The organism is Paenibacillus sp. SEL1, from assembly GCF_054602535.1.
This window is the reverse complement of sequence record NZ_CM137723.1, coordinates 366,086-393,036: the sequence shown is the minus strand read 5'-3', so window position 1 is coordinate 393,036 and position 26,951 is coordinate 366,086. Positions and strand designations below refer to the sequence as shown.

Sequence of the window (26,951 nt, the reverse complement as noted above, 5' to 3'; positions counted from 1 at the left end):
TTAATTAATTTTTCGGAATCACAGGAAAAAAGTTTGTTATTTCTCCAGTAGCTTTATCCCTGTAACCTATAAATTCCAGTCTTTTACCGTCAACTTCAGCATATCCAACAATTTCATCAGAAACAGCATTTGGTCGTGTGTCTATTTTTATTTTATTATTTTGAATGCCCTCTTCCATCGCCTCTCTCCCCAACTTAAGCATCTGTTCATCAGAGAGTAGTTTCGGATCGTATACAGTTTTTGGATTCTTATACTCTTTCCACTGACCAGTAAAGTTTCCTTTTCCACCATTAGCTAAGCTCATTCCGTCATAAACAGGGAGTTTGTATTTAACCTCATAAATTCCCGGAATATCTGGATGTGGCGTTTTTATCGCAGCTTGATTAATATTCTTAACTTGATCGCCAAAGTTGTCTAAAATATACCGCTCAAAGTTTTCAAGGTTATGGCCACCTTTTATTCCTATAGTTGGTTTTGCTTTAAACCCTTTCACTTCAATTAAATGATCATCATAACCTGATTTATAATTGACTCTAGCATTAGGAGCTTGTGACGTCCCCTTAGTGTCCTGCGATTTAACAATTTCTTTTTCCTTTTTTAAATATTCTTTTATATTTGAGGATTTTCTTGTATTTTTACTCTTAGCTACATTATATATGATCTTCTTTTGAATTTTACTATTTTCTTCTCTAGTTGCCTTGGAGGCAGTCTCTCGTAGCGTTTTCCTTGCCTGTTGATCCTGTTGTTTATATTGGTTTTTCGTTGTTAACCTTTCATTTGGCTGTGGCTTGTAGCCTTTGGTTTCAAGAGTTTGGTTAATTTTTTGGGAAGCTACGTTTTCTGTAGCTTCTATTTGTTGTCTCGCTAATAATTCCTGGACTCTTACTTTTGCACTTACTCCAGAAGAAATATTAAAGAACCCTTTCCCTCTACCCAGTTTTGAGAGTATCCCCTTCAATTCTTTAGTATTGTCCATACCGCCTCGACCACCAACCATAAGAGGGTTTTCTATGGAAATAGCATAGAACATCCACTTTTTTTCTTCTTCGGTTATACCTTGCTTCCTAGTTTGCATGAAGAAATCATCATCTTCGGGATAATTATGTTTCCATTCACTATAGTATTGGACATCGGGTTTACCGTCACGAGTACGTACAACACCATCTTCTCCTCGATAACTCCCCGGTTTAAGTTTGGGCCTACGGTCTTCGGTATATATGTTCCTTCGATAATCCTGCCAGATCTTTTTGTAGTCTTCTTCTGTAAGCTCTGGTGGCGCAGCTTCTTTTTTCGCTTTAAGGGCTTTAGCTCTAGCTTCTTTTTCTGCTTTAAGAGCAGCTTCAGCCCTAGCTTTTTCTTGTTCTTTATATTCCCTCAGCATTCTATCTTTAACACTTTTAGGTACCTGTTGATAGGCATGAACCATGGTTTTCGATGTTGTCAGCAAGTTTTGGATCAGCTCTAATCGGCTGCCGGAATGTACTATTTGACGTGCGCTTGTATACACTTTCCCCAGAATCCATTTGCTATAGTAGGCATGTCTTGCTTGCTCATGTTCATACTGATTAATTAACCCTTGTAATGCTAGACCAGCCAAGTGTTTCAACGGATGAATGCCGTTCCCCTTACTGCCTCCAACGGTAGGGGTTCCTTTGCTCCGAACAGGGATCGCTGCGGTTGCTTTCAGAATCACACCTCCTGCAGGTCCACTTAGCGCTCCTGCAACAACGCCAGCCACTTTTCCCATCACTGGAATGGAGCCTAATAGCTTGGACACCGTACCCATCAATGCATTCGCCTGTTTAAGCTCTGCTGGACTTGTGACTTTTGCTTTAGGGGTAGAGGCTTGGCTGCTAGATGAATCCTTAGCTGCTGACTGGGCTGCTTCATAGGCTTTTATGCTCATGAGTGGCGGCTCAGGCACAGGAGGGAGGTCGGCCACGAAAACAGGAGCTTTCACCGTACCTTCCTGATATATCACCGGAGCCTTGGTATCCGTCTCACCATCCAGTACCATGCTACTGGCTCCGCCTTTTAAATACAGTGCCATTCCAGCTTCAAGTGAAAGCTCCTTCCCAGCATCGAGCTTCACATGACCACCCTGAATCTGCACATTTCCCGGACTGTCAATGGTAATTCCGCTACCTTCATGCAGTGTAATGGAAAATTCACCGGAGGTGGATAGGGTCACCTCCTGCTCAGACATTTCGACGCCGCTACCTTGCACATGTTGCCATACCTTCACATTTGGCTGTCCATTCGCGTGGCGTTGTTGTCGGAGCGAATCCGTGACATAGGCATCCTGTTCGCGGTGGGTAGGCAAATACAGTTCCACCTGTTCCCCGCTCTCAGGCATATCGTACCAGCCACTGTGTTCTTCCGCGACATAACGGGTGGCTACGGGAAACCAGCAGGCTTTGGCAGGATCTTGCTTCGGGTCAATGTCCAGTTGAAGCTGTACAAAATCCTGCTGTACCTTCAGCACCGTTCCTATCAGCGAAATCCCGGTAGCCTGATCGTTTTCATAACGGGCATAGCGGATATCCTGTTCGGCTTGAAGATCGTAACGGGTACGCAGTAAGCCATCCGTTAGTGTGGTCACTGCCCGAACTACGACCAGTTCTTTTCCTTGTCCGATAGGTAACGTGATGAGGTCGCCCAGCGCATAGTATTGCAGACTTTCGATCATATAGGTGACATACGAGCCAGCACGTTCTCCTGGCTTTTCCGTATCCAGCTCATGAAACGTTTTTCGTACTCGATAAAATACATCCCGCTCCACCTTATGCTGCTTGCCTTCGGGCATCCCGAAGAAAACCTTGGGTGAGGCTGCGGTTACCTCTGGCACGAGTACGGAGCCAAAGCGAGAAGCGAGGCGTTTTAAAAACGCCCAATCGGTCTCCTCATATTGTAAAACAAATGTCTCCAGTTTGGCATGGTTGCTTACCGTATCAATGGCATCTCCGTATTGATATTTTCGAACCAGCGCAGTGACCAGATCATCATAGGTGCGGTAAATATCTTGATAGGAGCGTCTTTTACGTTTGATATCCATTTGATAGGAATGGGAAGCGGCCTCCAGTTCAAACCTATATACGCCTCGCACACAGTGTACGGACATACGTGTAACAATCCCATGGAACAATCTTCTCAGCGATTGTCCCTGATCATTCAACTGACGAATCACAATCGGCTCTTGCTCCATATTTTGACCGATACAAGCTGCTCCCTGTTCTTCGGAGAGCAACCCGCTGATATGTAAAAAGGCATGATCGTTAATGGCACGTGTTATTTGAATTTGTTCGATGTGTAGTGGCTGAAAGGGACCATAAAAGCGTAGACTTTCATATCCGATCCCATCTGATAATACGCTCAAGTGAGTTCATAACTCCTTTCTAGATGCGATGGGTATTTCCAAGTAAAGCACGTCGTCTTGAATTCGCTTCTGAATTATAGAAGCCGCAGATGAGTACAAACTGTTAGTCAAGATAGATATGTAATGTATTACGGGGGTTGTTTGGTATTAAGAAACGAGAGGTGATACTTAATAAACAACCCAGCATATGTATTTATCGGTTAAAAGAGAGATTTAGTTTACAGAATGAACCATTGGAAGAGGTATTTACAATGTGTATTTCTGGAAGCAGGAGATACCGGGGGAGAGTTTTGAGTAGAAAAAAGCATATAATAGATGGTAAGAGGGAGTATAAGAAGATATTTATAAAAGTTGAGCTTTAATGAAAGATGAGGGTTCTTATTATGCCAAAAAACGATAATATGCTGGCCATTCTATGGATGTTGAATTCGGGCGTAAAAATGACTGCAAAGCAAATATCCGAAAAGTTAGAAATAAATATAAGGACAGTTTATCGGTATATTGATGCACTATGTGCCAGTGGAGTGCCGATAATATCCGACCCAGGTCATAATGGCGGGTATAGCTTGCTGAATAATTTTATCAGAGCGCCTCTACTATTTGATATGAAGGAAAAAAAGGCACTCCTTCATGCTGCTATTTTTGCAAAAGAGGCTGGATACCCTTTGAGTGAGGCATTAGGCAATGCGACATCAAAATTAAAAATGTATTCGAATCAAGAGCAGGAAAGTATACTTAGCCGTCATTTAGCCGGATTTGAAGTGATTAACCGCATGGGAGACCCTTCTCTTCAGCCGGTATTGGCAGAATTGGAGCAGGCTGTAGCCAACGAATTCTCTGTAGAAATGGATTACCGCACAAGTCATGAAGAACAACCCAAGAATAGGGTGATAGACCCCTATGGAATGGTTTACTGGAACAACAAATGGTACACTGTTGCATTTTGTCACCTAAGAAATGAGATCCGTAGCTTTCGGGCAGATCGGATTCTACAAATCAAGCGTACTCCCATCCTATTTAAGCGTCCTGAGGCTTTTACGGCTCGTGAATTTTTTATGCAAAATCTGCTGCCTGATTTAGTAGGCAAGGACGGTTTAATTTCTTTAATGATCGAAGGCAGGCCAGAGGCATTGGATGACTTATGTCTGCATTGGTTTTTGGGGCATCATCTGAAAGAGCGGACATCCAATCAAGCCATCTTTTTGCTTGAGGAAAAATCACTTCATACATATGTCCCTTATTTACTCCTACCCTACGGGAAGTCCATTCAAGTCATCGAACCACAGAGTTTGAAGGGAAAACTTGTTGCTGTTGCGTCGGAGTTAATGGAATACTATCAACTTTAATAGCTTCACTGACAGCAGATGTCAGTGAAGCTTTTTTATAATGAGGATAATCATTGATTACCGAAGGATGATTGGTATCACTTGATAAATTATAAAATAAGGAGAACTTGCAAATGAATAATATAGTATATCTTTATGTGTTTGACACAATGGCAGACTGGGAGATCGGTTACTTAACTGCCGAACTGAACTCGGGAAGATATTATAAAAAGGGGCTGGTCCCATCCAAAATAGTTACCGTGGGAATGGAGAAGACTCCTGTCACTACCATGGGCGGATTGAAAATCCTGCCTGACATCACACTGGGTGAGTGCAGCATTGAAAGTACAGATATACTGATTTTACCTGGTGGTAATACATGGACAGAAACCATTCATCAACCGATCTTAAAAATTGCTGAGAGATGTTTAGAGGAAGGTATATGGGTTGCGGCGATTTGTGGTGCTACCATCGAACTTGCCCAGGCAGGACTGCTGAATTCACGTTGGCATACAAGCAATGATCTGGAATACCTTAAAATGATCTGTCCCACCTATACGGGTGAAAAGTATTACAAAATGGAGTCTGCTGTAACGGATGGAAAACTAATCACTGCATCTGGAACGGCTCCGTTGGAATTCTCCGTACACGTCTTGAAAGCCCTGAGTGTGTTTTCTTCTAAAACATTAGAAGCTTGGTATAGTCTAAATAAGACTCGTGCATCCAAATATTACTATGAGTTGATGAATTCAATCCAATGAAGGTATAAGCATAAAATTGAACTTTTATGATTATTTAAAGGAGGAGTCAAAATGACTGAAAGCAGAGAATATGTGGGAGTGTCAGGTAAATATACAAAGAAGGGAATACCCAACGGTTTTACGTCTATTACCCCGTTTATTACAGTGAAGAATCCTTCGGAAGCAATAGAGTTCTATAAAACGGTTTTCAATGCAAGGGTTAAGGATATTACTGAATATCCTGATGAGAATGGCAATAAAATAATTGTTCATGCTGAATTAGATTTTGGAAATGGTTTTTTGCAGCTGGGAGCAGCGAATCCGACATATAAATTGGTCTTGCCGCCAGATGCAGAGAATGCGTGTTATTCTTTCGGAATTTACGTAATGAATGTTGATCAAGTATTTGAAAATGCAGTAGCAAGAGGAGCAAAAGTAAGGGAACCAGTTACAAACTTTGTTTCAGGTGATCGATTCGGAAGTATATTGGATCCTTGTGGAGTAAGATGGTCTATTATGACCAGGATCGAGGATTTGTCAGAAGAAGAAAGTAGTCGTAGGGTTGCTGAATGGGCTAAAAGCTTTAGTGGAGAATAAATGCAATCACTTTTTAAAAATATTAAGAGTGACGGTTTGCTGAGAGATGTTAAGGAAAGCTTGAATATAGAATGCATTGGTAATTTGCTCTTCAATGAGGTTCTAGTTGATAATGACTCTATTGCACAAATTTGTACAGGGATACCGCATCTTTGGTGGGCGGTTCCCTTTATAATCATTTTTAAAAAATGGGTATAGGTGGTTATTTGTATGATTATATAGCTTCTAAAAGAAAAGTGATTCCCGTGGGGAGCTGTGACGACTTATGTGAACTTCAGTCTAAACGCGTCCATTAAGGAGCAAAGTATGAAAATAATTTTATGGTTAGTAGCTATCATTTTAATATTTGTGTTCATAGGTATCCTGTTTTTGTTCATTGCGAAGCGCCAAAATAATAATAAAACAGAAATGGATGTTCTAAGTTTTTTGAAGGAGAATCCGAGTAAAGCATCTTTGTATATGATCAAAAATGGTGTGGAGAAAATCAGCTATAACTCAGAAGTTAAAATGCCGCTTGCCAGCACGGCCAAAGTGATCATTGCTATCGAATTTGCTCGACAAGTTGTGGCGAAAATATTAGACGAGCAGGAACTTGTTCCTTTAGAGGAATTAAATAAGTTTTATATTCCTGGTTCCGATGGTAACGCTCATCATAACTGGATCAAATCCATTCGCGCAAACCATAAAGAGGTTCAAGGTAAAATTACGTTATTGGATATTACTCACGGTATGTTAGCATATAGTTCCAATGCCAATACAGAATTTCTAATGGCGAAAATGGGTTTGGATAAGATAAATGAGAATATTATGAAGCTCTCACTTTCTTCTCATGATAAAATCTTTCCTTTTTCATCTGCGGGATTCATGTCTCCTTATATCCAAGAGACTGAAAACATAGGCTTTAAAGAGTCGATACAAAAGATAAGTGAGATGAGCTACGAGGAATTTATGAAAAAATCTATTGAAATTCATCAGATTTTAAATCGTGATCAGGGGTTAGAATGTATTCAGAAATGGAACACCAGGCAGAATTATGTACGAAAGCTTCAAGTGCTGGAATCGCGCAAGCTTCCTCGTTCAACGACTAAAGAATATGCTTACCTCATGAAGCTCATACACAAGGAGGAGTTGGTTCCTTCTACTATAAATCCATATCTAAAAATGCTAATTCAGGGACAAGTAGATAACTCCAAGTTAATAGAGTTTGGAAACAAAGGTGGATCTACCATTTCTGTTCTAACAGAGGCTTTATATTGTACGGATCGGGAAGGGAATGACATTCAACTAGCCATGTTTATTCAAGATGATTCAGGGGTGGATCATATTTGGCTCAAGCAGAAGCTGGATTTGTTTTTTTACAAATTATTAACAGATACTGCATTTCAAGAAGAGGTAAGAAGCAAATTATCATATGATAAGGGAAGAAATTGAATAGTTTCTTATTTTGTAAAAATGCTGCTGATTCCGCTTATACTTTACTGGATCATGGCTTACTTTCCATTTTAAAATCGTATTTCGTGTCTCTTTATGGTTTATTAGCGATATATCAAGTTTTATTTAGTATTTCATACATTATCTCCACTCCTTTAGAACGTCGGTTTAAGAATTGGTGTACCAGGTTTCTGGAGGCTGCAGTAAATACCACTACGATCAATGGAACATTACATGTTGAATTAAGAAATAAAGCTTGATATTTTGGGAACAGTTAACAAACTAATTGTTCTTTAAGTCTGGTACATAAAAAATCTTCTTTTGTGCAAGGACGCATAGGAATTTTGTCAATTTTAAATTGTGAGACAAATTCATTTAAACATTCGATGATTATTCTCCTTATTAAAAAGATGTTTCTGTATAAAAAATAATACTGGTGGCCCTTAAAGATGTGTTAGGAGCCACCAGTAAAAATTCGATACACACCTTAATTTTAATTAAGAATTATTGTCCAATTTGTTCTAAGATTTGTGTGTAAGCATTCCTATAATGATCGGGGTTAGGATCTTCTCCTATTATCTTGGGTACGTCAAAGTCAGACAGCAGGAAATGGTGTTTGGGTTGAACTTCATGTCTTGCTAAGCAACTCTTGCAGCAGGATAAGGGACAGCCGTCAATTGCAATGATGTCACGTCCCGATTTTGCTGTTCTGACAAGGGGTTTGACATCACCACCAACACCAGCAATACAGGACATTTCAGCAACTTTTTCTCGATCCATTTGTATAGCGATCATGTTAGCGGTTTGTGCTGCGGAGGAACATCCAGAACAAGAATAGACAAGAGGCAAATCAGTTCTTTTCATCTTTGTACACTTCCTTGTTTTTTCTTTGTGATCCATCATAGTGTCTTTGGTTTTAGGTAAAACATAATTTAAATTGTTTGTATTTTAACTTAAATTTACAGTCTAAACCGTGATTGTGATCACGACAACATTTTGTAAAATCTATTATAGGGCTAACTGTGTATTTACAATTCAGCCAGATCCCCATTTTTAACTTATTTTTTCTAATAGAGAATTAGCCTTATCTAAATATAATTCTGGTTTCCAGGGATATTGTTAATTATTCGTCCATCTCCCAACGAAAATATGCAGATAGGTTTTTGTATGCCTTATTCATATCATCATCTACGCATTTATTAATGATACGGTTTAATGTTGCTTCAAGTATAATTTCATTAAAGTCCCTTGCTATAAAATGACCATGCCCGATAATAATATCACCTTGACCTGTCATCCTAGCTAACCTTTTAGGACTTATTAGTTCAAATGAAAACATGTCTGATGCTCCATTTATTTCACTGGGTCCGATATCAATATTATAAGTAATATAGAAATCATCTATATCTTCACCCCAATCCTCGAACATCTTTGTTAAAGCCTTTATTATAAGCATTTAATTATCCTCCTATTGAACACAATATCAATATGAACGTTACTTATCTGCTTTGACGCCCATCTTTCCCCGGCGTTGTATTCTTCGAACATTTTCTTTTTCAAGTCAAACGCCTTTAGATGGGGAGGGATCTCAAGTCATTGTTTTAGGGGAAAGATAGGGGCGGGTTCTTCGATTTCTTGCATAGTTATAGGGCTTGAACTTTATCAGTTTAAGATGATCCAATCAATTGAAGCGAGGATGTTTTTTCAATTTCCCTAGAGAAAACTAAGTCCGATACCAAACAACTCTCGCGCGACTTCTTGGACGTTATGTTTTTTATTTTGGTAAAGTGTAAATAACATCAAATGGGTTCTTATCTTCAAAAAACTCGGTGTAGAGCTTTGCAATTTCATTTGAATTCAAGTCCATATTATTTCGTAATAAGCCCCCTAATTTCACCAATACCTCAGCTTCCTTTGAGGTTACTATTTTCCTTTGTACTATATTTTCTGTATTTTTTGGAGTTACCCACGCCCAATCATTCACAGCTGCTTCAGTAAATGGATATCCAAAAGATAACGAACTGATATGAGCATATTCTGAACATAGAGGATGAACAATTAATAAAAAGGCTGCAATTATTCCTGAACGATATCTTATCCTTTGTGCTTTTTGAACCTCTTGAGCAAATGATTCTAGGTAATGAGGGATTTCTCCCCAATTAGAACGTCCCATTGAAACTAGTATTTCAACGGCAAATGTATTATTTAATTTATTGGCCAATTGTAAGAATATCTGATTGTTTGTAGAGCCGGAGGCGGTAAATGCACCTAACATCTTGCAGCTTCCTGAACGTTAGTAGCACCTTCTGATATAAGTTTCACATATTCGTCCAGTATCGTATCGTCGCTAACGAATTCTGGAGATTCCACAATTGTTTCGATTAAAAGTGCCTTTGTACTCTGTTCTTTAACCAGAGGAATCATACTAACAAGTTGAGCAAAGTAATCGCCTTCTAATTCTTCTAAATTGCAATCATTTTTTAATAACTTTAGAGAAGCTACTATAACACGATCATCTTTATCTAAAGACGCGTTTGTTATTAGGTGTATAATTTTTTCAATCACATCTTTCTTCCTCTCAGGCTTAGATTAAAAGTCATCTTAATTTTTAAATTTATTCTTTTGGTCGGCTAATGATAGGGAGGGATGAAAAATTATTTTTTTGTGTGGAAAAAAGGCTCATTCCTCCTCATCGTTTTCACCATCTGTAGTTAAATAGCTGCCGTCATTGGGAATCTCTCGTCTTTCACCCTTTACCTTCAACCCTTTATCCTCTAATCTCACCAGCTTGTTCATATCACCAGACGGCATTAGGGCAAAGAGGAAAGCAAAAAAACAAGTCAATCATGGTAGTATCTGACCATAATCGACCCGTTCGACGTAATGAAAAATGTTATTTAAGATATTCTGATTTCACTTTTATCATGCAATTAACAGAAAAAAGTTACCTTCGATATCCGCTATCTTTAAAAAAGTCTTTTTCTAAATAAGGATAATTCAGCAGTTCTAGATTTTCTTTAGTGATATACCTGGTTTGATATTCATCTAGATTATTATTGATAAATAAACGCCCTTTAATTCTTTTTAATAGTGGGTATGAGGAATCATCTTCAACAACCAAATCTTGATCGTTCAACCTCAATAGTTTTCCAATAACTTCGAGTATTTTTAACCATCCAATATCAAAAGTACGCGATACAAATTGAATACTAATAAGAACATTTGTATCTACGCCGTGATCTTCGAGATTCATTTCTCGAAAACGTTCTAAATAGTCATCCTCATCATCTAAATTAATGCTTATAGAAAAATAAGTGCAACTAATACTCACCTGTCGAGTATCAGACCAATCTTTTACTTCTACTTCATAAAAATTTATTTCCATTACTAACACTTCACATATCATATTGTAAAGAAACTTTCCCAAGGCTTCTCTAGACAAATTAGAGCCAATAGATAACCTATAATCCATTTTACTCAAACCTCCAGTACGCTCTAGTTACTTGACGATCTTCAATGATTAGCAATTCATCTAAATGTTTTAAATCCTTGTGTGTTTGACTTTTTAAATTTTCAATAAGCTCGCGTCTTTTTTCAATAGGATAATCATTTAAATTTAACACTATTCTTCTAGCTTGTTTTGTAGTTTTCTCTCTGAGTGTATCAAGAATGTTCCGTAGACTCGTAGTTGTATCAGGAGCGTAGCAATCAAATACTTGCCTCTCTATTATGAAATCTGGACTTTTTTTAGGATCAATACCATAACCATTTCCATTATCAAGTTCGTCAAGCATTGTCGTACGATATCCTTGTTCCGTGAGTACATCTGCAGCTTCATTTTGTCTTTCTAATCCTCGGCTACCTTTACCTTTAGTATCAGCATAATTTCCTTCCGGTCTCCCCCCTCTAGGTAATGAAGGCTTAGTAGTGATAGCATTCGGTCTGATTTTTGGTGTATAAGGAATATAATTAGGACCATATAGGTTGTATTCAGAACTAGTTTTCCAGTCTACATTATCATCGCCATATTTTGAACGGAAATACTCATCCCATTCTGGTCCTGTTCTAGGTATCTTTGCAGAATTACCCACCCCCTCAATCTCTTTATTGGGCTTCAGGTTTGGAAGTTGGGGTGGCTCTGTTTTTTCATTTATGATTTTAGGACCTGGACGAACAGGTTCTTTAACTGGTAAATTTAGTATGGTTTTCGGCTTGAAAAATGAACCGGCCCCCTCAACGATCGCTGCTACACTAATGACATTGGACAAATGGTCTGGTGACAAAGGATCTTCAGGTGTCAAAGCTCCACGTATAGCCTCTGTTATTCCAAATGTAGCAAAATTGATTGCGTCACTACCAGAGTTACCTTGATTACGTCCGCGCTCCATATAGGCTTGATACAATCCTTTAGGTATACCAAATGACCAATAATCTAAAAATTCACCAATGGAGTTTAATTGATTTTGAGCCCTTACGTTATTAGCCTGCTCTATGCCTTTGTATAATTCAGCAAGGCTGTTTGCTGTTTTTTGAGAAGCATGTGCCTGCTCCATGGCTATTTGACTTTTTATCATCGCGCTGCTACCCGTATAATCCAGGTAACGATCCCACCAAGACTTAGGCTTCTCAACTTGTTGTTTAGGCTGCTGCTGTGCCATGCGGCTGTCGTAATCGGCTCTCCAGCGTTTTTTTACATCTTCCGGAACTTGCTGATACGCATGAACCATGGCATTCGATTCTTTCAGTAGGTTTTGAACTAGTTCCAATGTGCCACCGGAATTCACAATATGACGTGCACTCGTATACACTTTCCCTAGAATCCACTTGTTATAATAGGCTTGTTTAGCTTTCTCATGCTCGTGTAAACTAATCAACCCTTGCATGGCCAAACCAGCCAAGTATTTTAATGGGTGAACTTCGCTCCCCTTGCTACTGCCTCCAACGGTAGGGGTTCCTTTGCTCCGAACAGGGATCGCTGCGGTTGCTTTCAGAATCACCCCCGCCGCAGGTCCACTTAGCACTCCCACAACAACGCCAGCTACTTTCCCCATTACCGGAATGGAGCCTAATAGCTTGGATACTGTCCCCATCATGGCATTCGCCTGTTGAAGCTCTGCTGGACTGGTGACTTTTGCTTTAGGGGTAGAGGCTTGACTGCTAGATGAATCCTTGGCTGCTGATTGAGCTGCTTCATAGGCTTTGATGCTCATCAATGGTGGCTCAGGTACAGGAGGGAGGTCAGTCACGAAAACAGGAGCTTTCACCGTACCTTCCTGATATATTACCGGAGCTTTGGTATCCGTTTCACCATCCAGTACCATGCTGCTGGCTCCGCCTTTTAGATACAGCGCCGTTCCAGCTTCGAGCGAAAGTTCCTGCCCAGCATCAAGCTTCACGTGACCACCCTGAATCTGCACATTCCCCGGACTGTCAATCGTAATGCCGCTACTTTCATGCAGTGTAATGGAAAATTCACCGGAGGTGGATAGGGTCAGATCATGCTCAGACATTTCTACGCCGCTACCTTGCACATGTTGCCATACCTTCACATTCGGCTGTCCATTTGCGTGGCGTTGTTGTCGTAGCGAGTCCGTGACATAGGCATCCTGTTCGCGGTGTATAGGCAGATACAATTCCACCAGTTCCCCGATCTCAGGCATATCGTACCAGCCACTATGTTCTTCCGCGACATAACGGGTGGCTACGGGAAACCAGCACGCTTTAGCAGGATCTTGCTTCGGGTCAATGTCCAGTTGAAGCTGTACAAAATCCTGCTGTACCTTCAGCACCGTTCCTGTCAGTGAAATCCCGGTGGCCTGATCGTTTTCATGCCGGGTATAGCGGATATCCTGTTCGGATTGAAGATCATAGCGAGTACGCAGTAAGCCATCCGTTAATGTGGTTACGGCTCGAACCACGACCAATTCTTTGCCTTGTCCAATGGGTAACGTGATGAGGTCGCCCAGCGCATAGTATTGCAGGCTTTCGATCATATAGGTGATATACGAGCTAGCACGTTCGTCAGGCTTTTCCGCATCCAGCTCATGAAACGTTTTTCGAACACGATAAAATACATCACGCTCTACCTTATGTTGCTTGCCTTCTGGCATCCCGAAGAAAACCTTGGGCGAGGCTGCGGTTACCTCTGGCACGAGTACGGAACCAAAGCGAGAAGCGAGACGTTTTAAAAACGCCCAATCGGTCTCATCATATTGTAAAACAAATGTCTCCAGTTTGGCATAGTTGCTTACCGTATCAATGGCATCTCCATATTGATATTTTCGAACCAGCGCAGTGACCAGATCATCATAGGTGCGGTGAATATCTTGATAGGAGCGCCTTTTACGCTTAATATCCATCTGGTACGAATGGGAAGCAGCCTCCAGTTCAAACGTATACACGCCTCGCACACAATGTACGGACATACGCGTGACAATCCCATGGAACAATCTTCTCAGTAATTGTCCCTGATCATCCAACTGACGAATCACAATGGGTTCTTGCTCCATATCCTGTCCGACGCATGCAGCTCCTTGTTCTTCGGAGAGCATGCCACTGATATGTAAATAGGCATGATCGTTAATGGCACGTGTTATTTGAAGTTGTTCGATGTGTAGTGGCTGAAAGGGACCATAAAAGCGCAGGCTTTCATATCCGATCCCATCTGATAATACGCTCAAGTGAGTTCAAGACTCCTTTCTAGATGCGATGGGTATTTCCAAGTAAAGCACGTCATCTTGAAATTGCTTCTGATTACAAAAGCCGCAGATGAGTACAACAGTGAGTCAATATAAATATGTATAACAAGGTTTGTACGCAAAAAAGGGGCGAGAGGTGATATTTAATAAACAACCCAGCATATGTATTTATCGGTTAAAAGAGAGACTTAGTTTACAGAATGACCCATTGGTTATACCGAATAATGAAAATCTTTATTGATGGAACATATATTAATTATAATAAATCCGGTGAGGTGGATCTTTTATTGAAAGGGCATTGATTATTAAAGATATTCTTACTTAATTAGTTATGTTATATAAGTTTGTGTACTAAACTTATGAATAAGAATAGACCCTACAATATTGTGCAGGAATTGTCGGGTGGATATATTCAACTACTGCTATTCTATTGATGAAGGAGGTCTTATAGTGGATTTGCTTAAGAGCATGAATGAAGCAATAAAGTATATTGAAGAAAACCTGACCAATGATATTGACTTTAAAGAGGTAGCAAGGTTGGCTTACTGCTCTGAATTTCATTTTAAAAAGATGTTTTCTTTTCTTGCAGGTGTTACGTTATCAGAATACATCCGCCGCAGACGCCTCACTCTTGCAGCATTTGAGCTTAAAGATAGCAATGTAAAGGTTATTGATATCGCGATTAAATACGGGTATAATTCACCAGATTCTTTTACAAGAGCTTTTCAAAATTTACATGGCTTAACGCCGTCTGAAGCTAGAATTAATGGCCGTTCGCTAAAAGCATATCCACGAATGACCTTCCAGTTATCCATTAAAGGGGGAAGTGAAATGAACTATCGAATTGAAGAAAAAGGGGCATTTCGCATTGTTGGTATTCAAAAAAGAGTTCCTATTATTTTTAACGGGGTTAATCCAGAGATTGCTGCGATGTGGGAAAGTTTAGATGGTGAAACGATCAATAATCTTAAAAGAATTTCTAATGTCGAGCCTATGGGGTTGCTTAGTGCGTCCACGAACTTTTCTGAAGGTAGAATGGAGGAAAAAGGGGAGCTTGATCACTATATTGGCGTTGCAACAACAAAGGAGTGTCCGGATAACCTAACACAACTTAAAGTTGCTGCCTCAACGTGGGCAGTATTCGAAGCAATCGGATCATTTCCTGATGCGCTACAAGATGTGTGGGGACGTATTTATTCCGAATGGTTCCCATCCTCAAACTATGAACAAATAGAAGGCCCGGAAATCCTATGGAATGAGAGTAAAGATATAACCTCACCGACTTTCAAAAGTGAAATATGGATCCCCATTTCAAAAAAAGTAACATAAAGCATGTGATTATGAAGTATCCATGAGCTGTTTCGACAGCTCTTTTTTCAATTATTATAATTGAAGCTTATTTTGTGAAGAAGGTATTTCTTTTAAGGTACAGCCATTTGGTGAGAAAGATCAGGTAATTTATTTTACGGGACTAATGATTTTGAATAGAAATGATACTTACTTATGTAATTGAAAATATAATGTAGCGACAGACTGAAGAACAGTGCAAAGTTTAAGGTATTGAAATAATATTTATTCATTTAGTTGTACTTTTATAGCTTCTAAGTTTGAAATAATCCTTATCTTGGAATGTCAAAGAGTCTTAATTTATCTTGCATACTAAATTGTTCTAATAATCTTATCTATTATTCTCTCATTGCTACGTATCCACGTACCACATCCGTTATCATCCTTTGCTACACTTTGAATAAAAAGGAGATGGTAACTTGGATACCCAACCTAAGATACTAAAGAGCATGGAACATACAAACTCATCTGAAAATACTGCTGAAGAATACGAGAACTTGGTGCAGCAAGAAGACGAACACATAGAGAGACTTGAAACATGCACAAAGCTCATTTGGGATGCTCTAGCTATTATTTCTCAAAAGGCAAGCGTACTGCAAATGGAAACCGTCAAAGAAGCGGCCGACCATCTTCATATCATGGAACTGGACCTTCGCAGGGAATTGTTTAAAGTTCGTTTGAAAAAAAGTATTTTGGCGAACAAAATGAAGCAAACCCAAGCATAGCAGCGGAGGGGACGGAATCGTTCTGAAGAAGCGGAGCGTTCGCCTTTGAACGCGGATTTTACCGTTAAACTATAATCAAAAAAATCTGGGGGCACAGCGATCGGAAGAATGATTCGTCTACGTAGCGGCATTATATGCACGTACTTGCTCAACCCAACCAGTAATCAATTTTTTTCCAATAACCCGACATGACCCTTCACGGTCTGATCGGGTTTTCTCATTTCAATCCCTCTATCCCCACGCATAAATCTTCACTCCCTTCCAAATCACTTGCCACCCATATAGTTACACCCACTCCCAACATCATGTATAGTAAAGTTATGGGAAATGAACATGGACCCGCTTATTATCTTGATCGCTTAAACGTAAAATATGAAACATGGCAAAAACGAGGAGGAACGTGATGATACATCCAACACAGATTCAGGATATGCTGCAAGCCGCGCTGGAGACGGGCGGGGATTTTGCAGAGGTGTTCGTCGAGGACCGTACCAATGGACAACTGGGCATGACCGGAGGCGTCGTGGAGACGGCGCTGTCAGGCCGGGATTTTGGGATTGGCATTCGGATCATGAAGGAACATTTCTCGGTGTATGCCTATACCAGTGATATGAGCGAACAGAGCCTAATTCGACTGGCCAAATCGGCCGCCAAGGCCATTCGCGGAGGTGGAGTGCCAGGTACACACACCATTACACTCCATCCTCATGCTATCCCTAACCAACATCCGATTGCGATCATTCCTGACGGTTCACAGAAACGCGCTAAGATCGACATGATGAGACGGGCGCATGAGGCGGCAAGCCAATACGATCCTTCCATCACGCAAACCTCCATAGGGATCAGTAACTCAATCCAAAACGTGCTGATCGCCAATAGCAACGGGCTACTGGTGGAGGATACCCGTACGTATACACGTATGAGAATAAGCGCGATTGCGACGGATGGGGAGCATAGACAATCCGGGTTCCGTGGGCCGGGAGCGTATGCGGGGACTGAATTTCTGGAGAATCTGAATATCGAAGAAAATGCGAGACACGCCGCTCGCATTGCGTCCACGATGGTGAAAGCAGGATATGCGCCTAGTGGCAGACTGCCGGTCGTAATTGAGAACGGCTTCGGTGGCGTTCTTTTTCACGAGGCATGTGGACACGGGCTGGAATCTACGGCGGTGGCCCATGGAACCTCCGTGTTTGCCAATAAGATCGGGCAGCAGGTGGCTTCGCCGCTTGTCACGGCTATAGATGATGGAACGATTCAGAATGCGTGGGGCTCGCTCAATATCGATGATGAAGGAGCGCCGACACAGCGCAACGTACTGATTGAGAACGGCATTTTAAAAGGATATCTGATCGACCACATGGGCTCGCGCCAGATGGGTGTGCCTGCGACAGGGTCAGGACGAAGACAGTCCTATAAATTCGCGCCTGCGTCCCGTATGAACAATACGTTTATTGCGAACGGGGATTCGACCCGTGAAGAAATCATTGCGAATACGGAGTACGGGGTCTATGCCAAATCGCTGGGTGGCGGTTCGGTGAATACCTCGACCAGCGAGTTTAATTTTGCGGTTGAAGAGGCATACATGATTCGCAACGGCAAAATTGCCGAGCCGGTCAAAGGCGCAACGTTGATCGGCAAAGGCATTGAAACCCTACAAAATATTGATATGGTCGGCAACAATCTGGATCATGGTCAGGGGATGTGCGGATCAGTCAGCGGAAGTCTTCCGGTCAACTGCGGACAGCCTACGATACGAGTGTCCGAGATGACTGTCGGCGGACGGAAGGGGGAATAGGCGATGAATATTCAGCAATTTCAGGAAGCGTTGTTCACAAAAGGTCGGGAAATCGGCTACGCGGATATGGAAATCTACTATGTAAATGGACGTTCTATCTCGGTGAAGGTACTGAAGGGAGAAATTGATCAATATACCATCGTCGAAAACGGTGGGCTTTCCTTCCGGGGCGTCATTAACGGGAAAATGGGTTATGCCTCTACGGAGAAGCTGGAACCGGACGTGATCGACTTTTTATTGGAAGAGGCATACAGCAACGCGGACATATTGGAGAGTGAGGAACAGGATGAGTTGTTCTCAGGCTCTGAGAGCTACCCTGAGCAGCCTGCCTATGCCGCAGCGTTGGCTGACACGGCTCCTGAGATTCTGATCGAAGCGGCGCTGGAAATGGAGCGCACAGCGCTTGCCGCAGATCCACGGATTGTGATGGCTCGGCATTGCTCGGTCAGCATTCGTGAAAATGAGGTTCTGATAGTAAATACAAAAGGACTGCACTGCCATCGTCGCAAAAGTCTGGCGAGCGCTTATGTGTATGTGATTGCAGCAGACCATGACGAGACCGTTACCGGGGGTTGGCATGATTATTCGCTGCGAAGTGTGGAAGAAATCGATATTGTGGATGTGGCGCGTAAAGCCGTAAAAGAGGCTGTTTCCAAGCTGGGTGCGCACACGATCCAATCGGATAACTATCCGGTCATTTTCCGTCATGATGCAGCAGCGCAATTGCTGGCTGCGTATACGTCGGTATTTTCAGCGGAATCGGTGGATAAAGGCTTTTCGCGATTAGCTGGGAAACTAGGGCAAAAGGTGGCAAGTGAGCGTATTACGCTGATTGATGATCCGCTGATGGAGAACGTTCCCGCAGGCAGTACGTTTGATGCCGAAGGCAGCGCAACGCATCGTAATGAGATCATCAAGGACGGCGAACTACGGACGTATTTCCATAATCGCAAGACGGCCCGCAAGGCTGGGGTGCAGAGTACCTCTAATGCTTCCAAGGGCAGCTATAACGGTAAAATTGGTGTGTCATATCATAATCTGTATGTGGAACCAGGCACGTCTACGTTGGAGGACATGATTCGCAAGACGGATCGCGGGCTGATGATCGTAGAGCTGCAAGGGCTGCATGCGGGTACGAATACGGCGTCCGGTAATTTTTCGCTGGCTTGTCTGGGATACTGGATTGAGCAGGGGCAAGTGGTCAGAGCGGTCAATCAGATCACCGTATCGGGCAACTTCTTTGATGTGCTGCAGCAGGTAGAGGAAGTTGGCAACGATTTATGTTTTACGGGAAGCTGCACATCGCCTTCGCTCAAGCTGGCTGCACTCTCGATTTCAGGTTCCTAATCACTGGAGCAGCCTTCTTTTTTCAGACTCACGGGCTGTTCCTGACGTTTTAATTGCTTAGCGATGACAGATGCCTGATGCATCGAGGTATGGTAAAGTAGGAGAAAGTCTTTGAAATATGAAAAAAAGGCTTGGTTACAGCACCGCGACAGGGTATTATAGACAATAATATATTCGAAAAAAGGTTCGAATTGAATTTTTATTGGGGGATGTATATGAGATATATAAGCACTAGAGGTCGAGTAGAAGCCAAGGGATTTATTGATACCGTGCTCATGGGGTTAGCTGACGATGGAGGTCTGATGGTACCGGAGCAGATTCCGACTGTGTCGGCGGCTACGTTAGAGCAATGGGCTACATTGAGCTACAGAGAGCTGCTGCTGGAAGTTTTTGCGCTGTATATCAATGATGAGATTCCTCGTGAAGATTTGGAGCAGCTGGTGGAGCGCAGCTATGCGAGCTTCCGTCATCCGGAAGTTACGCCAGTAAAGAAGATCAACGATTCCCTGTCTATTTTGGAGCTGTTCCACGGGCCTACGTTCGCGTTCAAGGATGTGGCGCTGCAATTTATGGGTGAGTTTTATTCCTACGTGTCCAAAAAGCAGAATGAGATCATTCACATTTTGGGTGCAACCTCGGGCGATACCGGGGCAGCAGCGATTCAGGGCGTGCGTGGCAAGGAAGGCATTAAAATCTGTATTTTGCATCCACACCAAAAGGTGAGCAAGGTACAAGAGCTGCAAATGACGACAGTTGACGATGAAAATGTATTGAATCTGTCCGTTAAAGGGAACTTTGACGATTGTCAGAAGGTCATTAAGGACCTGTTTGCCGATCTGGATTTCAAAGCTAAACATCATTTGCGGGCAATTAACTCGATCAACTTTGTGCGCATTTTGGCGCAAACCGTATATTACTTCTATGCTTATTTCCGGGCGCAAGAGTCTGCGGGTACGAAAAAAATCAATATCAGCGTGCCATCTGGCAACTTTGGAAATATTTTTTCTGGCTTTCTTGCGAAAAAAATGGGCTTGCCGATCCATAAGCTGATTATTGCCACCAATGAAAATAATATTTTGGAGCGCTTCGTGAAGACAGGTGAATACAAACCAGGCGACTTCAAAAGCACATACAGTCCTTCGATGGACATTCAGGTGGCGAGCAATTTCGAAAGATATCTGTATTACTTCCTTGGGGAAGATGCAGCCAAGGTATCTGAATACATGAATAACCTCAAAACCGAGGGACGGATTGTGATCAGTGCAGAGGATTTGAAACGGGTACAGCAGGATTTTGAAGCGCTCGGTGCTTCGAATGAGCAGTGTCTGGAGCTGATCAAAAAATACAAAGCCGAGTACGATTATTTGCTCGACCCGCATACGGCTTGCGGTATTGCCGCGTATGAGGCGTATAATGGCGCGGACGAAGTATGTGTGACCTTTGCGACAGCACATCCGGCCAAATTTGATGAAGCTATTCGTCTGGTGGACATCAAGCAGGAGTTCCCGACGCAAATTGAACAATTATTCTCGAAATCGCAGCATCAACAGGTGGTAGAGCATGACGAGGCAGAAATTGTGCGTCAGCTTGAAGCCTTTTATGTGTAAAAGAATGGGAAAGGAGGCTACGCCCTGCGCGCAGCCTCTTTTTTATTTCCATATTTTCCAGATGTGCTGTATGTTTTAGTTTCAATTTGTTCACATTATAATGCCATGTGGAGTAAGGTGTTAGGGTCTTAGAAATCGTGAAAAAAGCCCGTGAATCAAGGGATTTAGCTTTAATAAACTAACAGGAAATGAGAGGTTCATAGAGTTATTTGATGAAGGATACAAAAATTTTTTATAGGCGAATTAGATGTATTATTATAAAAAATCATGTATAGTTAACTAAATTTTATGAATACATAAAGTTCCACTCTCGAAGGTGCAGAATAACGTCGTTCCGTCATTTAACAGAGGGGCTAATTATAAAAGGGGTGTATTAAATAATGACCATGATCCGTCCAGAGCAGAGTCAACAAGCAGCAGCCGAATATGTACAGTCCGTTTTTGAGAAGGTTATCGCGCGCAATCCTCATGAGAATGAATTCCATCAGGCCGTCAAGGAAATATTGGATTCGCTAATTCCGGTATTGGCTAAGCATCCTAAGTATATGCAGCAGGGGCTTCTGGAACGGCTAGTGGAGCCGGAGCGAGTCATTACCTTCCGTGTACCTTGGGTGGATGATGCAGGGGTTGTACAGGTCAACCGCGGCTTCCGCGTACAGTTTAACAGTGCGATAGGGCCTTATAAAGGTGGACTTCGCTTCCATCCGTCTGTATATCTGGGAATCGTCAAATTTTTGGGTTTTGAGCAAGTTTTCAAAAATGCATTGACGGGTCTTCCCATCGGTGGTGGTAAAGGCGGCTCGGATTTTGATCCCAAAGGGAAATCAGATAACGAAGTGATGCGTTTTACACAAAGCTTCATGACTGAGTTGTATAAATATATAGGTCCAGATGCCGACGTTCCGGCAGGGGATATTGGTGTAGGCGGACGTGAGATCGGATACATGTTCGGGCAGTACAAGCGGATTCGCGGAGGACATGAAGGTGGCGTCCTGACGGGTAAAGGGATTCATTACGGAGGCAGTCTCACACGTACAGAAGCGACTGGCTACGGTTGTGTATATTTTGTAAACGAGATGTTGCAGGCTCAGGGATCGTCCTTTGAAGGAAAACGCGTCGTCGTGTCGGGCTCAGGGAACGTATCCATTTATGCGATTGAAAAAGCACAGCAGCTCGGTGCTACAGTCGTGGCATGTAGTGACTCTAATGGCTACATCTATGATCCAGACGGTATCGATCTGAAGCTGGTAAAGCAGTTGAAAGAAGTGAACCGTCTGCGGATTAGCGAGTATACTCAAGAGCGTCCAGGCGCAATCTATACAGAAGGCTGTTCGGGGATCTGGTCGATCCCATGCGACATCGCACTGCCATGCGCCACACAGAATGAAATTGACGAGCAAGCAGCCCAGTTGCTGGTAAGCAATGGTGTAAAAGCTGTAGGCGAAGGTGCCAATATGCCATCCTCGCTACAGGCCATTGAAGTGTTTTTGGGCAATGGAGTTCTGTTCGGGCCAGCCAAGGCAGCCAATGCAGGCGGAGTAGCGGTCTCGGCGCTTGAAATGTCGCAGAACAGCATGCGTCTGTCATGGACCTTTGAGGAAGTGGATGCCAAGCTGCATGATATTATGAAAAATATCTATGCTAACAGCGTGAAGGCGGCTGAGGAATACGGCGTACCGGGCAATCTGGTTGTCGGGGCCAATATCGCAGGATTTGTGCGCGTGGCCGACGCAATGCTGTCCCACGGGATTGTTTAGCACAACGGTATACCAACCCTTATCTGCTATTACATGATGATTGAATAAGTAAGCTAATGAAACAAAAGCTGAGTGGCTCTGTGTGAGTCGCTCAGCTTTTATTTGCAAAGAGCACTTTATTTTTCTCAGGGACTTGATTTATTTTTAAAGAGGATGTATATTACTTGATAGATCAATAATTGATGGATCAAAGGTCGGATCATCAAGCCCAGCGATATGCTTAAGGGAGGAGAGATTGATATCACCCAGACACCATCCGAGCCTGAGTATATTTTTGACATGCTGTTGTTGCTGAACAAGCAGATTAGCTCCAAGTTTGAGCGTTGTGCAGGAGTCAGCGCATCCAGATTGCAGCTATTGTGCAAGTTGTATCAAGTGGAGGAGATTAGTCAAACTCTGCTGCAAAAAGAGGTTGGCATTGACGGTGCAGCCGTAACGCGTCATTTGAAACAACTGGAAGCGACAGCTATGGTCACACGACGCACGAAGCCAGAGGACAACAGGGTTACCTTGGTAAGCCTGACCGATTATGGGCGTGCACGCATTGTCATCTTTAAGCAGGAGCGCTCGCAGTTTGTAGCTCAGCTACTACAGAGCTTCGACGAGACCCAACGGCACCAACTAGCTGATATGCTGCAAGTGATGAATAGTCACATATCTGATATGGACTGACAACATTTTTTTAACATTACTATACCCACAGAGGGACAAGGAGAGATTGGAATGAATAATACGAATACATCCAGTACTGTAAAAACGAATGATTTTAAAGAAATCGCCCTGGGACGTCGTTCTGTAAAAGTATACGATCCGTCCGTGAAGATCAGCCGCGAGGAAATGACCGAGATTTTGACGGAAGCTACACGCGCACCATCTTCCATTAACCTGCAACCTTGGCGTTTCCTTGTCATTGACAGCCCTGAAGGTAAAGCTACACTGGCACCATTGGCCCGTTTCAACCAACGTCAAGTAGAAACATCTTCGGCAGTGATCGCTGTGTTTGGAGATTTGAACAACTTTGATAATTTCGAACAAATTTTCGGAGAAGCTGTAGAACTGGGCTATATGCCAAAAGACGTCAAAGAAATGCAACAGGAAAAAGTAGCAGCCCATTTTGCAGCGCTTGATCCAGTTGTGAACAAAGAAACGGTCCTGATCGATGGTGGCTTGGTATCCATGCAGCTTATGCTGGTAGCACGCGCTCATGGCTACGACACCAACGCTATTGGCGGTTTTGAAAAGGATCAAATTGCTGAAGCCTTTGGTCTGGAAAAAGATCGTTATGTCCCTGTTATGCTCATTTCCATGGGTAAAGGTATCAACGATGGTCATCCGTCCACACGATTGCCTATTGATCAAATTGCACAGTGGAAATAAGCAAAACGAACTAACATTGATACACAACATAAAAAAAACAGGCGGACAAAGGAAATTCCTTTGCTTCGCCTGTTTTTTATTTGCTTGGATGCAACGTAGATCGCGGGTGCTTATCACGTTGTCAGTCTTTCGGTTATCATGTCACGGTATTTCCTCCCGGCGTCTCTGCCGAATCAGCGGTGTCATTCTGAAGGTGATGATAATGCTTGGGCCATATAATTTGGTGCGAAGTATGGCTAAGCTCCTCATAAAATAACGGGGCTTTCTTGATTAGACGTATGACCAGATGGAAAAAGAACCATCCATTCATCACCAACAACAAAAGGCTGATCAGAACACTTACCCATGGAGAGACTTGAGACCACAGCACGGGTCCACCCAGTACGTAATTAAGTCCAAAATACAACCAATACAAGAGAATGTAACGCTTGAAGAGCCCCCACAGGGAAATCCGTTGTCCCGTCCCTGTAAGATGAATACGCACCAGCCATTTCCCAGGAGTTCGTCCATTCGTCAGGTAAGGGACCCCCATAAAGTAGACTCCACTGGAAACCCAGAAAGCAGCAGGAACATGCAGAGACTCCATGATGCCGAGTAGCCCGATCCATATGATAGAATCCACGAAAAAGGCTACGCCCCGTCGGGTATAGGACACTCGCTTCGTTGCCATGTCCACATGCTTGTCCAGATGTTCCAAGCGGGGCAGGAAGCGTGAAAACCATTCGCCTAATAGAAAGCCTAGCATACCGCCCAAGGTATTAGCCATCAGATCGTCTACATCGAACACGCGATACGCATGGTCAAAAAATCCATACAGTCCTGTCAGCTGCGTCACCTCAAAGAAGAGGGAGAGGGCAAAGGAAAGAATCAGACACCACTTCCATCGTGCACGGAAATAATAACGTAAGAACATACCGAAAGGCACGGTCATCACAACGTTAAAAACGACTTGCAGAAAAGCGCGCTCCTTCAGTAAATGAACATAGCTGGAGGGATGGGCGGGTGAGACGGAAGTTTCTCTTATAATGTCATGAACGAACTGCAAGGGCATCAACTGCAACGCTCCCCCGGCTAATGCAGCATTATGACGGGATGCCGGAAGTGGTAGTATGACCAGAAAGAAGACGTTCATCAAGTATAAAAGCATCAAGTAAAGCAGCCATGCTCTAGCCTTGTGAATATAGCCATGCCTGCGATATTGCACGATTAGAAAAGGCAGTGTAAACAATAACGCAGCAAAAGGAAACGCAAGAAAGGCATACGAAACAGGAAATAGATACGATTGAATCATGTGCTGCTTACGCCTGCTTTCTCCGGAACTTCACCAAAGACCAGATGATCAGAAATGCCATGAAAGCCACGCACACGCCAATGCTGATGCGATTTTGCGGGTCAAGCAAGAACAGGAACGCAATTACCCATAGGCATCCCACTGTAACCGCCGTCACATAAGGGAATCCCCATATCTTGAAAGTAGGCTCCACGGGATAAGATTTGCGCAGTTTCAATTGGGAAAGACAAATGCAGCTCCAGACGAGCAGCACGACAAAGCCAGGTACAGCCATCAAAATACGGAACAGTCCGTCCTGAGCGATATAAGCAACCATGGAACCGACAATCAGGACTACAGCGCACAATTTGAGACTATTTACCGGAACCCCGTTTGAAGATAAGCGGGCGAGTGATTTGGGACCTTCTCCATTGATAGCCAGCGAATGTAGCATACGTGTAGCCCCGTAAATCCCCGAATTGGCGGCAGACAGTACAGCAGTGATCAGAATAAAGTTCATGACATGAGCCGAGCCTTGAAGCCCTACAGAAGACAATACCTGTACAAACGGGCTGGTATTCGCATCCAGTTGGTTCCAGGGAATCAAGCCACAAATGATGAGAATGGGCAACGTATAGAACAAAACAACGCGAAGAATAAAGCTTTTAACCACTCTAGGCAGTACCTTTTCCGGATTTTCTGTCTCCGTCAACGTCAGTCCAATCAGCTCGGACCCGCCGTATGAAAAGGTAACGACCAGCAGCGCTGAAAAGATAGCCAACCAGCCATTGGGTAGAAATCCGCCGTGCTGCGCGTAGTTGCTTAGATAAGGTGGAGTTTCAGTGGGAATAATCCCGAACAGTATACAGCCACCCAAGGCGATGAAGATAATAATCATGGCAATCTTAATACCCGCAAGCCAAAATTCTAGCTCCCCAAAACCGCCGACACTCAGCATGTTGACGACAATAATGAAAGCCGCACTCACTAAACTGAGTACCCATAGAGGAACATCTGGCAACCAATATTGCAGAAAGCTTCCCGCAGCAATGACCTCAATGATACAGACGGCCAGCCACATGAAGCAATACAACCAGCCGATAATAAAGGACAGTCGTTCTCCAAAAGCTTTACGAATAAAATCTTTCATATTCATGTTGGGATAGACGGTAGCCATCTCGGCAATTGCGCCCATAACGACCAAGAGCAGGAGTCCCGCGAAGACATAGGATAAAATAACTCCAGGTCCCGCCAAGCTAATCGTTTCGGTACTTCCTTTAAAAATTCCCGTTCCGATGACTCCACCCATAGCCATAAAGGTAATATGCCGTGGGAGCAGCTTTTTGTGCAAAGTTGCTTCATTTGATTTCAATATGAAATCCTCCTTCATATAGTGTATAGCTTCAGCATAGCCCAAACAGGGTTACTTCAATTAGACTTATACTACATGAAAATATCCAATTAGGAAATGAAAGAAATAGGATCTGGTAGGGAGATTGAAATCGATAGAGGACAAACTGAAGAAAACAGAGGCAGAATGCTGGCGCTGATGATTG

At 42.8% G+C, this 26,951-nt stretch carries 21 protein-coding genes; 12 read left to right on the top strand and 9 right to left on the bottom strand.

Going from position 1 to position 26,951, the window contains the following annotated elements; translation table 11 throughout:
- Window positions 1-4: 4 nt before the first annotated feature.
- Entirely contained in the window at window positions 5-3,376 is a 3,372-nt protein-coding gene (locus tag ACYCSE_RS01825) for a CdiA family toxin C-terminal domain-containing protein (RefSeq protein WP_459701083.1), read from the bottom strand.
- 383 nt (window positions 3,377-3,759) lie between these two features.
- Here ACYCSE_RS01825 and ACYCSE_RS01820 point away from each other — a divergent pair, with 383 nt between their 5' ends.
- From ACYCSE_RS01820 to ACYCSE_RS01805, 4 genes are all read left to right on the top strand, one after another.
- A complete protein-coding gene (locus ACYCSE_RS01820) occupies window positions 3,760-4,722 on the top strand; it encodes a helix-turn-helix transcriptional regulator (RefSeq protein ID WP_459701081.1) in 963 nt (320 codons plus the stop codon).
- A gap of 113 nt (window positions 4,723-4,835) precedes the next feature.
- Window positions 4,836-5,462 carry a type 1 glutamine amidotransferase family protein gene (locus tag ACYCSE_RS01815; RefSeq protein ID WP_459701079.1) on the top strand — a complete coding sequence of 209 codons (627 nt, stop codon included), beginning with the start codon at window positions 4,836-4,838 and terminating at the stop codon, window positions 5,460-5,462.
- Window positions 5,463-5,513: 51 nt separating this feature from the next.
- Window positions 5,514-6,038, top strand: a complete 525-nt coding sequence (locus ACYCSE_RS01810; RefSeq protein ID WP_459701077.1) for a VOC family protein — start codon at window positions 5,514-5,516, stop codon at window positions 6,036-6,038.
- Window positions 6,039-6,344: 306 nt separating this feature from the next.
- Window positions 6,345-7,469 carry a serine hydrolase gene (locus ACYCSE_RS01805; protein WP_459701075.1) on the top strand — a complete coding sequence of 375 codons (1,125 nt, stop codon included), beginning with the start codon at window positions 6,345-6,347 and terminating at the stop codon, window positions 7,467-7,469.
- Window positions 7,470-7,973: 504 nt separating this feature from the next.
- On the opposite strand, the gene ACYCSE_RS01800 is transcribed toward ACYCSE_RS01805, so the two are convergent.
- From ACYCSE_RS01800 to ACYCSE_RS01775, 6 genes are all read right to left on the bottom strand, one after another.
- Entirely contained in the window at window positions 7,974-8,333 is a 360-nt protein-coding gene (locus ACYCSE_RS01800) for a putative zinc-binding protein (RefSeq protein ID WP_013311396.1), read from the bottom strand.
- Between the two features lie 259 nt (window positions 8,334-8,592).
- Entirely contained in the window at window positions 8,593-8,925 is a 333-nt protein-coding gene (locus tag ACYCSE_RS01795) for an Imm8 family immunity protein (protein ID WP_459701073.1), read from the bottom strand.
- 318 nt (window positions 8,926-9,243) lie between these two features.
- On the bottom strand, window positions 9,244-9,744 hold the full coding sequence (locus tag ACYCSE_RS01790) for a hypothetical protein (RefSeq protein WP_459701071.1): 501 nt from the start codon (window positions 9,742-9,744) through the stop codon (window positions 9,244-9,246).
- Window positions 9,738-10,034: a hypothetical protein gene (locus ACYCSE_RS01785; protein ID WP_459701069.1), complete on the bottom strand. Its 297-nt coding sequence runs from the start codon at window positions 10,032-10,034 to the stop codon at window positions 9,738-9,740. Before ACYCSE_RS01785 ends, ACYCSE_RS01790 begins: the two co-directional genes overlap by 7 nt.
- A 379-nt stretch (window positions 10,035-10,413) precedes the next feature.
- Window positions 10,414-10,941, bottom strand: a complete 528-nt coding sequence (locus tag ACYCSE_RS01780) for a hypothetical protein (protein ID WP_250260749.1) — start codon at window positions 10,939-10,941, stop codon at window positions 10,414-10,416.
- A 1-nt stretch (window position 10,942) separates the two neighbouring features.
- Window positions 10,943-14,149 carry a CdiA C-terminal domain-containing protein gene (locus tag ACYCSE_RS01775; protein ID WP_459701067.1) on the bottom strand — a complete coding sequence of 1,069 codons (3,207 nt, stop codon included), beginning with the start codon at window positions 14,147-14,149 and terminating at the stop codon, window positions 10,943-10,945.
- Window positions 14,150-14,617: 468 nt separating this feature from the next.
- Here ACYCSE_RS01775 and ACYCSE_RS01770 point away from each other — a divergent pair, with 468 nt between their 5' ends.
- The 8 genes from ACYCSE_RS01770 to ACYCSE_RS01735 all read left to right on the top strand — a co-directional run bounded on the left by ACYCSE_RS01770 (window position 14,618) and on the right by ACYCSE_RS01735 (window position 24,125).
- Entirely contained in the window at window positions 14,618-15,496 is an 879-nt protein-coding gene (locus tag ACYCSE_RS01770) for an AraC family transcriptional regulator (protein WP_254351099.1), read from the top strand.
- A 437-nt stretch (window positions 15,497-15,933) separates the two neighbouring features.
- Window positions 15,934-16,239 (top strand): hypothetical protein, encoded by a 306-nt coding sequence (locus ACYCSE_RS01765; protein ID WP_459701064.1) that lies wholly within the window; start codon window positions 15,934-15,936, stop codon window positions 16,237-16,239.
- A gap of 403 nt (window positions 16,240-16,642) precedes the next feature.
- Entirely contained in the window at window positions 16,643-18,037 is a 1,395-nt protein-coding gene (locus ACYCSE_RS01760) for a TldD/PmbA family protein (RefSeq protein WP_459701062.1), read from the top strand.
- Window positions 18,038-18,040: 3 nt separating this feature from the next.
- Window positions 18,041-19,384: a TldD/PmbA family protein gene (locus ACYCSE_RS01755; protein ID WP_459701060.1), complete on the top strand. Its 1,344-nt coding sequence runs from the start codon at window positions 18,041-18,043 to the stop codon at window positions 19,382-19,384.
- A 215-nt stretch (window positions 19,385-19,599) separates the two neighbouring features.
- Entirely contained in the window at window positions 19,600-20,991 is a 1,392-nt protein-coding gene (gene thrC / locus ACYCSE_RS01750; RefSeq protein WP_459701058.1) for a threonine synthase, read from the top strand.
- A gap of 380 nt (window positions 20,992-21,371) precedes the next feature.
- Window positions 21,372-22,748 carry an NADP-specific glutamate dehydrogenase gene (gene gdhA / locus ACYCSE_RS01745; protein WP_061828771.1) on the top strand — a complete coding sequence of 459 codons (1,377 nt, stop codon included), beginning with the start codon at window positions 21,372-21,374 and terminating at the stop codon, window positions 22,746-22,748.
- Between the two features lie 279 nt (window positions 22,749-23,027).
- Window positions 23,028-23,420 (top strand): MarR family winged helix-turn-helix transcriptional regulator, encoded by a 393-nt coding sequence (locus ACYCSE_RS01740; RefSeq protein ID WP_459702463.1) that lies wholly within the window; start codon window positions 23,028-23,030, stop codon window positions 23,418-23,420.
- Window positions 23,421-23,471: 51 nt separating this feature from the next.
- Window positions 23,472-24,125, top strand: a complete 654-nt coding sequence (locus ACYCSE_RS01735) for a nitroreductase family protein (RefSeq protein ID WP_061828772.1) — start codon at window positions 23,472-23,474, stop codon at window positions 24,123-24,125.
- 136 nt (window positions 24,126-24,261) lie between these two features.
- Here ACYCSE_RS01735 and ACYCSE_RS01730 read toward each other — a convergent pair whose 3' ends face one another.
- Together ACYCSE_RS01730 and ACYCSE_RS01725 are read right to left on the bottom strand one after the other, a co-directional pair.
- On the bottom strand, window positions 24,262-25,416 hold the full coding sequence (locus tag ACYCSE_RS01730; RefSeq protein WP_459701055.1) for a VanZ family protein: 1,155 nt from the start codon (window positions 25,414-25,416) through the stop codon (window positions 24,262-24,264).
- Window positions 25,417-25,423: 7 nt separating this feature from the next.
- Complete coding sequence (locus ACYCSE_RS01725; RefSeq protein WP_459701053.1) at window positions 25,424-26,767, bottom strand: amino acid permease; 1,344 nt, start codon at window positions 26,765-26,767, stop codon at window positions 25,424-25,426.
- Window positions 26,768-26,951: the final 184 nt, after the last annotated feature.

Excerpts from the sequence above, each read along its gene's own strand:
- ACYCSE_RS01795 (WP_459701073.1), bottom strand. The coding sequence starts at position 8,925 with ATGCTTATAATAAAGGCTTTAACAAAGATGTTCGAGGATTGGGGTGAA.
- ACYCSE_RS01820 (WP_459701081.1), top strand. The coding sequence starts at position 3,760 with ATGCCAAAAAACGATAATATGCTGGCCATTCTATGGATGTTGAATTCG.
- ACYCSE_RS01790 (WP_459701071.1), bottom strand. The coding sequence starts at position 9,744 with ATGTTAGGTGCATTTACCGCCTCCGGCTCTACAAACAATCAGATATTC.
- thrC (WP_459701058.1), top strand. The coding sequence starts at position 19,600 with ATGAGATATATAAGCACTAGAGGTCGAGTAGAAGCCAAGGGATTTATT.
- ACYCSE_RS01805 (WP_459701075.1), top strand. The coding sequence starts at position 6,345 with ATGAAAATAATTTTATGGTTAGTAGCTATCATTTTAATATTTGTGTTC.
- ACYCSE_RS01730 (WP_459701055.1), bottom strand. The coding sequence starts at position 25,416 with ATGATTCAATCGTATCTATTTCCTGTTTCGTATGCCTTTCTTGCGTTT.
- ACYCSE_RS01760 (WP_459701062.1), top strand. The coding sequence starts at position 16,643 with ATGATACATCCAACACAGATTCAGGATATGCTGCAAGCCGCGCTGGAG.
- ACYCSE_RS01780 (WP_250260749.1), bottom strand. The coding sequence starts at position 10,941 with ATGGATTATAGGTTATCTATTGGCTCTAATTTGTCTAGAGAAGCCTTG.
- ACYCSE_RS01815 (WP_459701079.1), top strand. The coding sequence starts at position 4,836 with ATGAATAATATAGTATATCTTTATGTGTTTGACACAATGGCAGACTGG.
- ACYCSE_RS01755 (WP_459701060.1), top strand. The coding sequence starts at position 18,041 with ATGAATATTCAGCAATTTCAGGAAGCGTTGTTCACAAAAGGTCGGGAA.
- ACYCSE_RS01740 (WP_459702463.1), top strand. The coding sequence starts at position 23,028 with ATGCTGTTGTTGCTGAACAAGCAGATTAGCTCCAAGTTTGAGCGTTGT.
- ACYCSE_RS01800 (WP_013311396.1), bottom strand. The coding sequence starts at position 8,333 with ATGAAAAGAACTGATTTGCCTCTTGTCTATTCTTGTTCTGGATGTTCC.
- ACYCSE_RS01810 (WP_459701077.1), top strand. The coding sequence starts at position 5,514 with ATGACTGAAAGCAGAGAATATGTGGGAGTGTCAGGTAAATATACAAAG.
- gdhA (WP_061828771.1), top strand. The coding sequence starts at position 21,372 with ATGACCATGATCCGTCCAGAGCAGAGTCAACAAGCAGCAGCCGAATAT.
- ACYCSE_RS01735 (WP_061828772.1), top strand. The coding sequence starts at position 23,472 with ATGAATAATACGAATACATCCAGTACTGTAAAAACGAATGATTTTAAA.